Annotated in this window: 13 protein-coding genes and 1 pseudogene; 12 read left to right on the forward strand and 2 right to left on the reverse strand. The window is 54.5% G+C overall.

All coding sequences use genetic code 11. The features are described 5' to 3' along the window. The 3 genes from INT22_RS20195 to INT22_RS02650 form a co-directional block, all read left to right on the forward strand. Nucleotides 1-283: M48 family metalloprotease (locus INT22_RS20195; RefSeq protein ID WP_226912354.1), on the forward strand; the 283-nt coding region annotated here is incomplete at its 5' end. 378 nt (nt 284-661) lie between these two features. Beyond that, nucleotides 662-838 carry a hypothetical protein gene (locus INT22_RS02645; RefSeq protein ID WP_193059691.1) on the forward strand — a complete coding sequence of 59 codons (177 nt, stop codon included), beginning with the start codon at nt 662-664 and terminating at the stop codon, nt 836-838. Nucleotides 839-1,107: 269 nt separating this feature from the next. Next, nucleotides 1,108-1,902 (forward strand): IclR family transcriptional regulator domain-containing protein, encoded by a 795-nt coding sequence (locus tag INT22_RS02650; RefSeq protein WP_193059690.1) that lies wholly within the window; start codon nt 1,108-1,110, stop codon nt 1,900-1,902. A 291-nt stretch (nt 1,903-2,193) separates the two neighbouring features. On the opposite strand, the gene INT22_RS02655 is transcribed toward INT22_RS02650, so the two are convergent. Continuing rightward, nucleotides 2,194-3,129: a LysR family transcriptional regulator gene (locus tag INT22_RS02655; RefSeq protein ID WP_226912355.1), complete on the reverse strand. Its 936-nt coding sequence runs from the start codon at nt 3,127-3,129 to the stop codon at nt 2,194-2,196. Between the two features lie 69 nt (nt 3,130-3,198). Between INT22_RS02655 and INT22_RS02660 the strand changes: the two genes are divergently transcribed. Then, nucleotides 3,199-4,122 carry a carbon-nitrogen hydrolase family protein gene (locus tag INT22_RS02660; protein ID WP_193059689.1) on the forward strand — a complete coding sequence of 308 codons (924 nt, stop codon included), beginning with the start codon at nt 3,199-3,201 and terminating at the stop codon, nt 4,120-4,122. Between the two features lie 201 nt (nt 4,123-4,323). Here INT22_RS02660 and ccoG read toward each other — a convergent pair whose 3' ends face one another. Continuing rightward, a complete protein-coding gene (ccoG, locus tag INT22_RS02665) occupies nt 4,324-5,787 on the reverse strand; it encodes a cytochrome c oxidase accessory protein CcoG (RefSeq protein ID WP_193059688.1) in 1,464 nt (487 codons plus the stop codon). 309 nt (nt 5,788-6,096) lie between these two features. Between ccoG and mapR the strand changes: the two are divergent. From mapR to INT22_RS02700, 8 genes and pseudogenes are all read left to right on the forward strand, one after another. Next, nucleotides 6,097-7,503, forward strand: a pseudogene (gene mapR, locus INT22_RS02670) (GntR family transcriptional regulator MpaR). Between the two features lie 250 nt (nt 7,504-7,753). After that, nucleotides 7,754-9,163, forward strand: a complete 1,410-nt coding sequence (locus INT22_RS02675; RefSeq protein ID WP_193067621.1) for a cytochrome ubiquinol oxidase subunit I — start codon at nt 7,754-7,756, stop codon at nt 9,161-9,163. A 17-nt stretch (nt 9,164-9,180) separates the two neighbouring features. Continuing rightward, nucleotides 9,181-10,188, forward strand: coding sequence for a cytochrome d ubiquinol oxidase subunit II (gene cydB / locus INT22_RS02680; RefSeq protein ID WP_146944482.1), 1,008 nt, complete (start codon nt 9,181-9,183; stop codon nt 10,186-10,188). Nucleotides 10,189-10,242: 54 nt separating this feature from the next. Then, nucleotides 10,243-10,365, forward strand: a complete 123-nt coding sequence (locus INT22_RS02685; RefSeq protein WP_089040505.1) for a DUF2474 family protein — start codon at nt 10,243-10,245, stop codon at nt 10,363-10,365. 282 nt (nt 10,366-10,647) lie between these two features. Continuing rightward, nucleotides 10,648-11,358 carry an IclR family transcriptional regulator gene (locus INT22_RS02690; protein ID WP_146944484.1) on the forward strand — a complete coding sequence of 237 codons (711 nt, stop codon included), beginning with the start codon at nt 10,648-10,650 and terminating at the stop codon, nt 11,356-11,358. Further along, nucleotides 11,355-12,305 (forward strand): formimidoylglutamase, encoded by a 951-nt coding sequence (hutG, locus tag INT22_RS02695; RefSeq protein WP_319022010.1) that lies wholly within the window; start codon nt 11,355-11,357, stop codon nt 12,303-12,305. The genes INT22_RS02690 and hutG overlap by 4 nt, the downstream gene beginning before the upstream one ends. Before the next feature lie 78 nt (nt 12,306-12,383). After that, the gene (locus tag INT22_RS21740; protein WP_264298801.1) at nt 12,384-12,575 is read left to right on the forward strand and encodes a sodium/glutamate symporter; all 192 of its coding nucleotides are present in this window, start codon (nt 12,384-12,386) and stop codon (nt 12,573-12,575) included. 22 nt (nt 12,576-12,597) lie between these two features. Next, nucleotides 12,598-13,557: sodium/glutamate symporter (locus INT22_RS02700; protein WP_264298802.1), on the forward strand; the 960-nt coding region annotated here is incomplete at its 3' end.

Below are 13,557 nucleotides of genomic sequence, written 5' to 3' on the forward strand. Positions count from 1 at the left end.
TGAAGCCGCCGCTGCCAGCGGAAGTGCTACTGCAGCGGCACTGTCAAGCTCTCAACTTGGTGAGCTGGGCGAAAAACTGGTGAATGCCCAGTTCTCTCAACGTCAGGAAAATGAAGCTGATGACTACGCTGTTGAGCTGATGCAGCAGTACAACCTGAATACAGAAGCCTCCCTGACTGCGCTACGCAAATTGGAAGCAGCATACGGCAACAACAGCAGCTTTTTCTCCAGCCACCCCGCCCCGGGTGAACGGGCCGAGCGCCTTGAAGCTACGCTAAACTAAGCGCAGCCTACTGCTTCACCACGTATTACTTCAACGCTCGCTACTCCATTGCCTTGCCAAGTAAGCGCCTCTCGGTCTTGCTTGGCAACGGCATTAGCCTGTTCGCGACCATTTGCCCCCTACCACCCACTACCCAACACAAAGCAGCCGTTTGCCCTCACGGGAGCCGCGTGACGTTTCACCCGTCGCACCTCGTTTTTGTGCGTTAGTGGCCAATCCTAGCCCTCTCAAAAAACATTCTAAATAATAGAATGGTTCGAGTATTTTTAATCAATTTTATAATTATGTTAGCCTGCTTACAATATCTCTCGTCGTCCTATAGCGATGAACAGTCATCGCAAATGTAGCGACGTTTTATTTAACGTGAGGTTAAAAGTTATGAAGTTAATCAATACAGTAGCCGCCGCCGCTCTAATTTTATTCTCTGGTGCAGCACTTGCCGAGCGCGGCTCTGGTGAAGCCAATAAGATCTCCTACCCTGATTCATCAGCGCAACACCAAACCGACGCGAGCACGTTCAGTGCTGCTGAGTTACCAATTAGAAATTCGAAGTAATCAGCAACCTTCCTAAATCAGGAATTTGCTAATGGGTGGGCCTTTTGGTCCACCTTTTTCATCGATGGAAAGAGCGGTATATGAGCACCGATGCCCCCCGCATAGATGCAAATGCTCGCTAGTAATCTCTAGAGACTTGCTGTTAGGTCTTTATTAAGCCCCCGTAAGTTAACTCCAATTCACCACGAAGAAACGTCTCTTGTTGTTCGCCATTCGAACAAAATGTTATTTTCTCGCCTCGTATCCACATCGACGCAGCCGAGACACTCATGAGTAATACCCTACCAGAAGATGCTTTAAAGCCGACGGATCGTGATTTTGTTGCCGCTCTGGCTAGCGGGCTGGAAGTCGTGATGGCGTTTGATGAGACGCACACGCGGATGACGCTCAGCGAAGTCGCCGAGCGCACAGGAATGAACCGCGCGAAAGCACGGCGATTTTTACTGACGCTCCACGCCCTTGGCTATGTACGCAAACAGCAACGCTACTTCGAGCTAACCCCCAAAGTGCTACAGCTGGGCTACTCCTATTTAGCGTCTAATAATTACCGAGGCGTCATTCAGCAGTACCTGGAGGATATTACCCGCCAGTGTGGTGAGTCTTCATCGCTTGGAGTGCTCGATGGTGACGACGTTATCTATCTGGCCCGCTCAGCTGCTCCACACCGCTTAATGGCAATCACGCTTTCCGTCGGCACCCGCCTACCAGCGGCATACACATCCATGGGTAGAGTGCTCCTTGCCCAGTTGCCGGATAGCGAGCTGGATAACTACCTGAGCCAGCTCACCTTAACGCGCTATACCGACAAAACTATTACCGATAGCGCATCACTAAAAGCGGCGATTCAGCAAGCGCGGGAACAGGGTTATGCGATTACCGATCAAGAGTTGGATTCCGGTCTGCGCTCGATTGCTGTACCCGTATTTGATACCCATGGGAAACTGGTCGGCGCGATGAATATCAGTACCAATGCCGCCCGCGTGGATATGCCTACGCTGCTAGAAACTTACCGGCCGTTATTGATGGAAAAAGCACAGCTCATTCGCCAATCGGTGAGTGTGTAGCCAAAATGAATGCTTAAGATGGTTCAGGCTATGGTCAAACGGCAAGTCCTCGTCTTTGGATGTCTGGGAGGGCTTGTCTATTGCCTGTTGACATCAAGACGGTTGCAGAAGAGACCACGACATCAATATGCTAAACGTCGCTACACGCTCTCAATTGTGACTCGATCAAGTAGTCCCCACTACTTAGCCGGCGCCTCTCCTGAACCACCAATATCCACGCATGAGTGACGCCAACGCCACCTTGGAAGCCGGCACAGCTAACCGGTCTCCCTCTCCATCTCGCCACATTGACTAAATAGAATGAAAACACTCCTCTACCAACGGGCGTATTGCCTTTAGTAACACATCATTCCCATCAGCCGTTCTCCACCCTAGCTCAACCGAAAAATGGCCCAACGGTAGCGGACAGGGCAGCACCTTCAGCCCTGTCATGGCAGCAATTGAAGTGGCAGCATGCGCCGGTATGGTGGCAATCGCCGACGTCCCTTTCAGTAAGTAGGGCAAGGCAGCAAAATGCGTTGTGGCAGCGACGACGCGGCGCGACAGTCCCCGTTCTGCCAATACTTCGTCGACGATACCCACAAAACCACCCGATGACACCAGGATATGCTCAGCGGAAACGAAGCCTTCGATATCTAGCACTGCTGTCGCCCAGTGTTCAGGATCCACTACACAGGCGTAACTCGCCTCACCGAGTAGACATCGGCTCAAGCCACTTCTTGCCAATCCTCCTGAGCTAATCGCCAAGTCCAAGTTTCGTCCTGCCAGGGCATCAGCGACCACTTGGCTGTGAGCTTGCCGGAAAACCAGGCGTAAGCCGGGCATTGCGTGCGCCGCACGCTCGATCAGACGTGATCCAATGGCGATTTCAAAGTCATCGGAAAGACCAACTGTCACAGACCGCCCCTCGAAACTGCGTCCTAATGGCGACACCATGGCAAGGCTTTGGCGGATTTTTTGCAGCGCCTCTGAAACAACGAGCTTCAACTGTTGAGCAAGCAGGGTCGGCGCCAGCCCGCGCCCGGTGCGCAGAAACAACGGATCACCATAAACGTCTCTCAAGCGCTTTAATGCCGCACTCACCGCCGATTGGGTCAACCCTAGCCGCGTTGCTGCGCGACTCGCACCGCCCTCTTCATAGAGAGCTTCAAATACCTTGAGTAAGTTCAGGTCCGTTTTTGCGATATCAACTTTATTCATAACAAACAGAAACAAGCCTATCTTCATTAATATCGCTATAGCTTATAGCATTTTTTGTTATCAACTTTTGACGCGTTTTTCCCAAAGGTACCCAGCATGACGCAAACGACCGTTGCCGCTCTCCAAATCGGCTCACTCCCCTCAGGCAAAGCCGCTACACTCGATCTCATCCTCTCCTATGAGTCTGCCATTATTGAAGCGGGTGCCACCTTAGTGGTGTTGCCCGAAGCCGTACTCGGTGGCTATCCCAAAGGGGAGATTTTCGGCACTCGGCTTGGCTACCGGCTGCCCGAGGGCCGTGACGCTTTCGCCGCTTACTTTGCTAACGCAATTGATGTTCCTGGCCCTGAAACAGAAGCTCTTGCTGATCTCTCGGCGCGTACCGGGGCAACCCTCGTGGTAGGCATTATTGAGCGTGATGGCAGCTCGCTCTACTGCTCAGCGCTATTCTTCGACCCTGAACAGGGGCTTATCGGCAAGCATCGCAAGCTGATGCCAACAGGCACAGAACGATTGATTTGGGCTCAAGGTGATGGCTCCACCCTAACCACTGTGAATACCCAAGCAGGGACTGCAGGTGCCGCTATCTGCTGGGAAAATCATATGCCGTTGCTGCGCACCGCTATGTACGCCAAGGGGGTTGAAATATGGTGCGCCCCCACAGTGGATGAACGCGATGTCTGGCAAGCATCCATGCGCCATATCGCCCACGAAGGGCGCTGTTTCGTCGTTAGCGCCTGTCAGATCCAACCCTCTCCCGCCGAGCTTGGCATTGAAGTAGCAGATTGGGACAGCAATCGCCCGCTGATTCGCGGCGGCAGTCTGATCGTTGGCCCGTTAGGAGACGTGCTTGCAGGACCGATGCGCGAACAGGCAGGCTTGCTAACAGCGCAGGTAGATACCGCCCAACTCATTCAGGCACGCTATGACTTTGATGTTGTTGGGCATTACTCCCGCCCTGATGTATTCGAGCTAACCGTCGATGAGCGGCCAAAGCAGGGGGTCGTCTTTAATTGCTAACGGTCTGTGCCACTGGCAGACGTTACGTGGGTAAGATGAACTGCACCTATCCCAGGTAGCGTTAGCCATTAAACGCACCGCCAGGACATATGCGTAGTGACGCTCAGCAACTGACTGCCTAGTGATACTTAACAAATAGTTCGCAGAGTAAGTTTTATAGAGTTCTGAGTAAGTAGTCACTCAGAACTCTATGCTTTGTTACTATTTGCTCGACGGCCCCAGGAAACGCGTTTCACTAACACGCGTTACCGATGGTTCTTCCAGCGATGTAAAGCGCAGCTCAATGGGGTGGCTGGGTTGAGTCAAAACACCCTCATCGGCGCTGAGAGCAACCCGTAAGCGGCGAGTCTCGTTAGCCTCTACGTCAATGGTTTCCATGCCTTGTAAGCGCAGCCCTGGCAAGCCGGATGCCGTTAACACATAGCGGTGAGGATCGGTATCTTGATTGCGCAGCGTTACGTTGTAGTAGTTGACGATGCGTCCACTTTCGGTGCCTTCAAACAACGCTTGGCGATCTCGCGCAATATCAACATCAATGGGTACTCGGGTATTCAAGAAGCCAACGAGTAGCGCCACCATAGAGAGCAACGCCACAGCATAAGCGATCAGTTGAGGGCGCCAGAAACGGGTGCCTTTTCCCTCCAACGCGCGCTCCGTGGTATAGCGTACGAGGCCAAGCGGTTTATTAAGCCGTGCCATGACGCTGTCACAGGCATCAATACACGCGGCGCAGCCAATGCATTCGTACTGCAGCCCATCACGAATATCGATCCCTGTTGGGCATACCTGAACACACAGCTCACAATCGATGCAGTCACCAACACTGGATGTCTTAGCAGCTTTTTGATGATGATTACGGCGAGGCTCACCACGCGCAGCATCATAAGAAACAATCAGTGTATTAGCGTCGAACATTGCCGACTGAAAACGCGCGTAAGGACACATATGGAGGCAGACTTGGTGGCGTAGCCAACCCGCATTCAGGTATGTAAAAACCGTGAAGAAGCCGATCCAAAATAGCGCCCAGGGGTGCGCATTCAAGCTGACAAAGTCCACCACCAACGCTCTAATCGGCGTGAAGTAACCGACAAAGGCGATCCCCGTTGCCAGCGCGATCAGCAACCAAGCCGCATGTTTAGCGGTTTTGCGCCACAGCGTGTCAAAGGTACGTGATGCGTTATCACGACGTATGCGACGGTGCCGTGGCCCTTCCAAGCGATGCTCAAACCAGATAAACAGAAAGGTCCAAACGCTTTGCGGACAGCTATAGCCACACCACACGCGCCCCGCCGCTACCGTGATCAAAAACAAGCCAAAGGCGCACAGCACCAAGATCCAGGTGAGCAAGATAAAGTCTTGTGGATAAAACGTCGCCGCAAAAATATGGAACTCTTGGGCAGCAAGGTCAAACCATACCAGCGGCCGGTCCCCCCAATTAACCCATGGCAAGCCAAAATACAGCGCCATTAACAACCAGTTTGAGTAACGCCGGATGCGTTGAAAGAAGCCGCCAATTTCTCGCACATAAATATGCCCAAGCTTGGATGGCTTATTACTGGGTGGCTTGTTACTAGCAGGCTGATGACGGGAATCATTAGCAGAAGGCGAGTGGTATTCAACCGCTGCCTCAGTGGTTAGGTTTTGCAATGGAATGCGTTGCGTCATACCGATATCCAGAATAGAGGGAGTGGAGGTCATACGGTCGAGGGGCGTCGCCGATTATTAACCACCACTATCCCCACTACGCTGACTAACAAACAGGCGCAGTTTTAGATAAATATTGCGTATCAGTTGCGTCGAAACAGCTTATAAATTCACCTTCTGATATGCTTTTTATTAATGAATTTGAGCCTGTTTTAAATTTCCCACATGCGTCACAGTGGCATTTCCCTCTAGCAGAGAGTTTCACTTGTGCCACTTAAAACTGTGATGGAGTATCCTGGGGCTATCCTCAACGCACCGACGGTTTATCCCATGAAACGTTACGAACAATTTGCCGATGAGATCGCCACGTTGATTCGTCAGGGCGTGCTTGGCCCTGGGGAGCGAATTCCCTCGGTTCGCTAGGCCAGTCGTCACCATGGGATCAGCCCATCCACGGTGTTTCAGGCGTACTACTTACTCGAAAACCGCGGTCTCATCACGGCACGAGCACGCTCAGGCTATTTTGTTCGTGAACATGCTCGGCGCTTGCTGGGCGAGCCACGTGTGACGTTGCAGCCCACTGACCCCGCGGAAGTAGAAGTCAGTGAGCTAGTGTTCTCGGTGCTCGACTCACTGCAGGATGATCGAACGGTGCCTTTTGGGTCAGCTTTCCCAAGCCCTGAGCTTTTCCCGCTTTCTCGGCTGAGCACCAGCATGACACGTGGTCTGCGCGAGCTTTCTCCTCAGCAGGTAGTGGCCGACATGACCACCGGGCATGTCGACCTGTGCCGACAAATCGCCCTGCGCTACATGCTGGGGGGAATTCAGCTTCCAATGGAAGAGCTGGTGATTACCAATGGCGCGATGGAAGCGCTCAACTTAGCCCTGCAGTGCGTGACCCAACCTGGCGATTTGGTGGCGGTTGAGTCCCCGGCGTTTTATGCCAGCCTGCAAGTATTGGAGCGGCTAAAACTGCGTGCAGTGGAGATTCCAGTGCATCCGCGCGAGGGTATCGACCTTGATGTGTTAGCGGAGCGGCTAGCATCGTTACCTATCAAAGCCTGCTGGTTTATGAGTCATCTGCAAAACCCGCTCGGCGCCAGCCTAAGCAATGAGCGTAAGCAGACCCTTTATCAACTATTAAAGCAGCACCAAGTCCCTATGCTAGAGGATGACGTGTATGCCGAGCTTTACTTTGGCAGCACGCCACCTGCCCCAGTGAAGGCGTTTGATGATGAGGGGTTAGTGATTCACTGCAGCTCTTTCTCGAAATGTTTGGCGCCTGGCTATCGCGTTGGCTGGGTAGCCGGGGGGCGCTACGCCGAAGCTATTTCAAGACTGAAGTTAATGACGACTATTTCGCCCTCCATTCCCGCGCAGGCAGCCATTGCCGACTATTTACAGCACGGCGGCTATGACCGTCACTTACGTAAGCTCCGCCACGCTCTGGAAGCCCAACAAGGTAGTATGCTGGCGTCTGCAGACCGCTACTTTCCCACCCAAACGCGTATTACCCGCCCTGATGGCGGCTACTTTTTATGGGTAGAGTTTCCTGAAAAAGTTGACTCACTACGCTTATTTAACATGGCGCTCGACCACGGTGTTAGCTTAGCGCCAGGCCCCATTTTTTCTGCAACCCAGCAGTTCCGACACTGTGTACGCTTAAGCTATGGCCACCCGTGGACAGCACGCAGCGAGCGGGGCATGACCCTGGGGCAGTTATTAACTCTTTTTTAACCCCCTTGTTTTAATCCTCCCTATTTTAACAGCCCTGTTTTAACAACTCGATTCTAGTAGACCGGTCACAACTTATTGCCGCCATGTTGCTTACCTCGTGGCGCTCTCAATCAACTGATATGGTTGTTTAATAAAAATCTGAGTCTGTTATGAAATACAGCAGACAATAGACTACTCCGATGAAGCCACACAGCGGCTATACCGGCCCGCTATTGAGTTAAAGAGGGTGGCTGTCACCGGAGGAAGCACCATGTTCGGAATTGAGGCCGTTGACCTGGCCAGAATTCAGTTTGCCTTTACGATTTCCTTTCACATTATCTTTCCTGCCATCACCATCGGGCTAGCCAGCTACTTAGCGGTATTAGAGGGTCTCTGGCTTAAAACCCAACGGGATACCTATCGCCTTCTTTACCATTTCTGGTCAAAAATATTCGCCGTTAATTTTGCGATGGGGGTGGTATCCGGCATTGTGATGGCGTACCAGTTTGGGACCCACTGGAGCGGATTTTCCGCCTTTGCAGGCAGCATCACAGGGCCCTTGCTCACCTATGAAGTGCTTACCGCCTTCTTCCTTGAAGCCGGGTTTTTAGGCGTAATGCTATTTGGCTGGGAACGTGTCGGCCGAGGCTTACACTTTTTCGCTACCTGTATGGTTGCACTCGGCACCATCGTGTCGATGTTTTGGATTCTCTCCTCCAATAGTTGGATGCAGACACCTCAAGGGCACGAAATTGTTAATGGCGCGGTGATTCCAGTTGACTGGATGAAGATTGTCTTTAACCCCTCGTTCCCCTATCGACTTGCCCATATGGCCCTAGCCGCCTTTTTGAGTACAGCCTTATTCGTCGCTGCCTCCAGCGCTTGGCTGCTGCTACGGGGTAAGCAGTCTGCCGAGGTACGGACGATGCTTTCCATGGCACTCATTATGCTGGCAATCACCGCTCCGCTACAGGCTGTGGTGGGAGACTTTCATGGCCTCAATACGCTTAAACATCAGCCTGCCAAAATCGCCGCTATCGAAGGGCATTGGGATAACAGCAGCGGCGAGCCCACCCCACTCATTCTATTCGGCTGGCCCGATATGGCGCGCGAAGAAACCCGTTTCAAACTGGAGATCCCTGTGCTGGGAAGCCTGCTGTTAAAACATAGTTTGACCGAGCAGGTGCCCGCCCTTAAAGAGTTCGCCCCACAAGACAGACCCAATTCGACCATCGTGTTTTGGAGCTTTCGCTTGATGGTGGGGTTGGGCGTATTAATGATTTTGCTTGCCATCGTGGGCAACATCCTGCGCCTCAAAGGTCAACTTTATGGCTCCCATAAATTTCTTATCTGCACCCTATGCATGGGGCCAGCAGGTCTGGTGGCACTGCTAGCGGGCTGGTTTACCACAGAAGTAGGCCGACAACCCTGGGTAGTTTACGGGTTATTAAGAACCACCGATGCAGCATCAGCGCACAGTGCTGTTCACCTCAGCATTAGCTTAACTATTTTTGTGGTGGTGTATCTGGCGGTTTTTGGCACCGGCGTTGTGTACATGATGCACTTGGTAAACAAAGGCCCAAGCGAGCCCTCCACACCTACGCTAGGCGGCCCGGGCCATCATCGCACGCCAGCTCGCCCTCTCTCGGCGGCCAATGAAACGCTGAGCACAACTCACTAATTAGAACGGGGTGCACTATGGGAATTGATCTATCACTCGCCTGGGCCATTATCATTCTGTTTGGGTTGATGATGTATGTAGTCATGGATGGGTTTGACTTGGGCATTGGCTTGCTCTTTCTGCATGTTCATAACGAGCAAGACCGAGACATTATGATGAACACCGTTGCGCCGGTGTGGGACGGTAACGAAACGTGGTTGGTGCTAGGCGGAGCAGGGTTGTTTGCTGCGTTCCCCCTCGCCTACGCAGTCGTGTTGGAAGCGCTGGCTATTCCGCTGATCGTGATGCTGCTAGGGCTGATTTTTCGCGGCGTCGCCTTTGAGTTTCGCTTCAAGGCCTCCCCCGAGCGACGGCATGTATGGGATAAAGCTTTCATTGGCGGCTCGCTGCTGGCAACGGCAGCCCAGGGCATTGCATTGGGTGCTTATATTCAAGGTATCGCTTTCGACGGCACTCACTACAGCGGAGGAGCGCTGGATTGGCTAACGCCATTCTCGCTATTTTGCGGTATCGGCTTGCTGTTTGCTTATGCTCTGCTTGGCAGCACTTGGCTGATTATGAAAACTGAAGGGCTCTTGCAACAACGGATGTACCAGATCACCAAACCGTTAATCATCGGGCTACTCATTATGATCGCCCTGATAAGCGTATGGACACCGCTGGCCTATCCAAACATTGCGTCACGCTGGTTTTCGTTACCCAACCTACTGTGGTTCTTACCGGTGCCGCTATTAGTAGCTATCACCGGCTGGTGGCTGTGGCGTGCCATTACTTATCAGCGCAACGCGCTTCCCTTTATTTTGGTACTGGGGCTGGTTTTTCTAGGCTATAGCGGTTTGGGCATTAGCTTGTGGCCAACCATTATTCCGCCGAATGCATCTATCTGGCAGGTTGCCGCTCCGCCCCAAAGTCAAGGCTTTGCCTTAGTGGGAACACTGTTTATTTTACCAATTATTTTGATGTACACCGCATGGAGCTACTACGTCTTCCGCGGCAAGGTGAAGCCGGGTGATGCCTACCATTGAACAAGCTGATGTTGATCAACGTACTGGTATTAAGGAACGTACAGGAGCAATGCAATGAAATCACTCGCTAAGCGTTTAGGCTGGTTAATGACCCTTTGGTTGTCGAGTGTTGGTGTTCTGTTACTGCTTTCACTGGGAATTAAGCTCATGATGGGGCTAGTGGGCTTAACCAGCTAAACGACTGACTTTGTCTGGTCAACGTATTAGGCATGGGGTCATAGGTTATGAATGCTCTATGGCAACGTGCCTGCCACTGAACAATATTCACCGCTGTACAAAATCCGACGTTGTTGATGCCGCCGAAAAATCGCGCAGCTCCCTTACTCTTTCACGCCTCCAACTCCCCACTCGCCTTCATCAAGACCAAAGTATAAGAATTACAATTATCAAAAATTGATAACTTTTTTTTCCTTTGCTTATTTTACTGCGTATCGTTTATCAAAATTTGAGGTAATTTCGATGGGGCCATCCGACCGCATGCTGGCGCTGCTGTGCTGCCTAGCCAATCAAGGAGAAGCAATGACGGTGAAGTCGCTGGCCGAGCTAACCGCTCAGCCAGTCTCGACTGCATACCGCCACCTGCGCCAACTTTTGGCCTGGGGCCTAGTCAGCGAGCGCGAGGGTGGCACCTATGCGCCAGGCCCTCAGGCGGTGCGTCTGCACCAAGGTTTCGAACACCACAACGAACTGCTTCGCTGGGCTCGCCCGGTGCTGATCGAGTTGACTGAGACCACCCAGGAGAGCTCAGCGCTGCTGATAGCAGTACGTGACCACGCCCTCTGCGTAGAGATGATCGATAGCCCACAGCCGCTGCGCTGCTGCTACCACCGGGGCCAAGTGCAACCGTTACTCAAGGGTGCCAGCGCTCGGGCGCTGTTGGCCTGGATGAGCGAAGAAGAGCGTCAAATGGCACTGATGCTTCGCTCGGCGGCGGAGCGGGACGATGCCCTGATCGGCCTTGAGGCTATTCGCCAGCAGGGCGTAGCGATCAGTCTGGGCGAAATAGATCAAGGGGTGTGGGGCGCCAGCGCGCCAGTGTTCAACGGCCGCAGTCGCCTTAAGGCTGTGATCAGTGTGATGGCCCCCAGCGCCCGGGCTCAAGACCGAGCCGAGGCCCTGAGCGAGGCCACGCGCCTCAGTGCACAACGATTAGGAGAACTCCTGCAGTGACACAAGCAGATAATGAGGCGGCGCTGATGGCGCCCTGGCAAGGCCGGGTCGATAACACGGAGACAGGTGACGCACGGCGCTGGCATCAGGTGATGCGTCCGGTTTCTCAGGCCAAGGCGCCGGGGCGCGCTTTGTTAGGTTTTTGCTCTGATGCTGGCGTCGCCCGCAACCAAGGACGGACGGGGGCCAGTGAAGGCCCCCTGGCGCTGCGTCGCCAGCTAGCTAACCAGGCTTATCACCTAACGGCACCGCTGTATGATGCCGGCGATGTGGTCTGCCAAGGCGACAACCTAGAGAGCGCCCAGCAAGCCTTCGCCGGGCAGGTGTCCGAACTGCTCGAACAGGGGCATCGGGTTATCGGCTTAGGCGGCGGCCACGAGATCGCCTTCGCTAGCTTTTCGGGGCTGCTAGCTCACGCCCAACGTCAGGCGACGATGCCGCGCCTAGGCATTCTCAACCTGGATGCTCATCTTGACCTACGCCAGGCCGAGCGCGCCAGCTCCGGCACGCCCTTTCGGCAGTGCGCCGAGCTGTGCCAAGAGGCGGGCATCGACTTCCACTACACCTGCCTTGGCGTGAGTCGTGGCGGCAATACACCAGCGCTTTTCGCCCGCGCCGAGTCGCTGGGAGTGGAGTGGGTGCTCGACGAGCAGTGTCGCTCGCTGGACAGCCCCGCGATGAAAGCCGCTCTGGAGCGGCTGCTGACACAGGTCGACTGGCTCTACCTCACCATCTGCTTAGACGCCTTACCAGCCTGGATTGCCCCGGGCGTCAGCGCCCCTTCCGCCCGGGGCATCGAGCTGTCCCTGGTTGAGGATGTCATTGATCATCTAGCCGCACGCGTTGCGCTGCCAGTAGTGGACGTAGCCGAGTTCAATCCAAGCCTGGATATAGACGCGCGAACGGCCCGTGTGGCGGCCCGTCTGGTCGAGCGCCTGGCGCGCTAACCAACGATTAACCGGTCGTCAACGGCCACCCCTACCCGACCGCCCTGAGCGGCACACAACAACTCATGGAGCATCAACATGCACTTTACTCTGGATGCCGTGTCCACCACGGCACTGGCGCTGATATTGCTTGCATTTGGCGCCGGGCTTAAGCGCCGGCTCAACTGGCTGGAACACTTCTGCGTCCCTACCCCAGTGATCGGCGGTTTCGGCTTCGCCCTGCTGGCCTGGCTGCTGCGCGATCTTGGCTTGGTTACCTTCGAGCCTTGACACGGCGATGCAGAGTCCATTGATGATCGCCTTCTTCACCACCGTGGGCCTGGGTGGAAGCCTGGCGCTGCTCAAGAAGGGCGGTAAGGCGCTGGGCATCTATCTAGTGGCCTGCTGGCTGCTGGCGCTGATGCAGAACGGCGTGGGCATTGGCATGGCCAGCCTGCTTGGCCTCGACCCGCTGATCGGCCTGATGGCCGGAGCCACCTCCTTAGAGGGCGGCTTTGGCGCAGCAGCGGCCTTTGGCCCTGAGGCGGAAGCCCTGGGTGCCCAGGGTGCCACTACTGCCGCCATTGCCTCTGCCACCTTCGGCATGATTGTCGGCGGTGTGATCGGCGCGCCCATCGCCCGCTGGATCATCGATCGTCGGCAGATTCCGGTTGTCGCCGAGGACGTGCATGATCTGGAGAAACTGCAAGCCGAGGAGCGCCCCACCCAAGCGCCCATCGACAGCCGTACCCTGCTGCGCGTGCTGGCCGTTGTAGTACCGATCATGGTACTGGGAGTGTGGTTCAAAGAGGCCCTGTCAACTCACCTAGGGGTCATCCTGCCGAGTTATGTGGGCGCCATGTTTGTCGCCATCCTGCTACGCAATCTTAATGATCGCTTCCACTGGGTCAGCATGCCAGACAACGCCCTCGCCACCCTGGGCGACGTAGCCTTGGGCGTCTTCCTGACCATGGCAATGATGAATCTTAAGATCTGGCAGCTCCAGGAGATGGGCGGCTCACTGCTGTTAATCCTGCTGGTGCAGACCTTGGCCATCGTCTTCCTGGCCGTGGTGGTGCTGTTCCGTCTGCTGGGCCGCAACTACGACGCCGCAGTGCTTACCGCGGGCTTTATTGGCCACGGTCTAGGCGCTACTCCCAATGCGGTGGCGAATATGAGCGCGGTGTGCGAGCACTATCGTGTGGTGTCGCATAAGGCCTTCATTATCGTCCCGCTGTGCGGCGCCGTGCTGATCGATATTGTCGCCATCCCC

The organism is Halomonas sp. 3D7M (assembly GCF_014897885.1).
GTDB lineage: Bacteria > Pseudomonadota > Gammaproteobacteria > Pseudomonadales > Halomonadaceae > Vreelandella.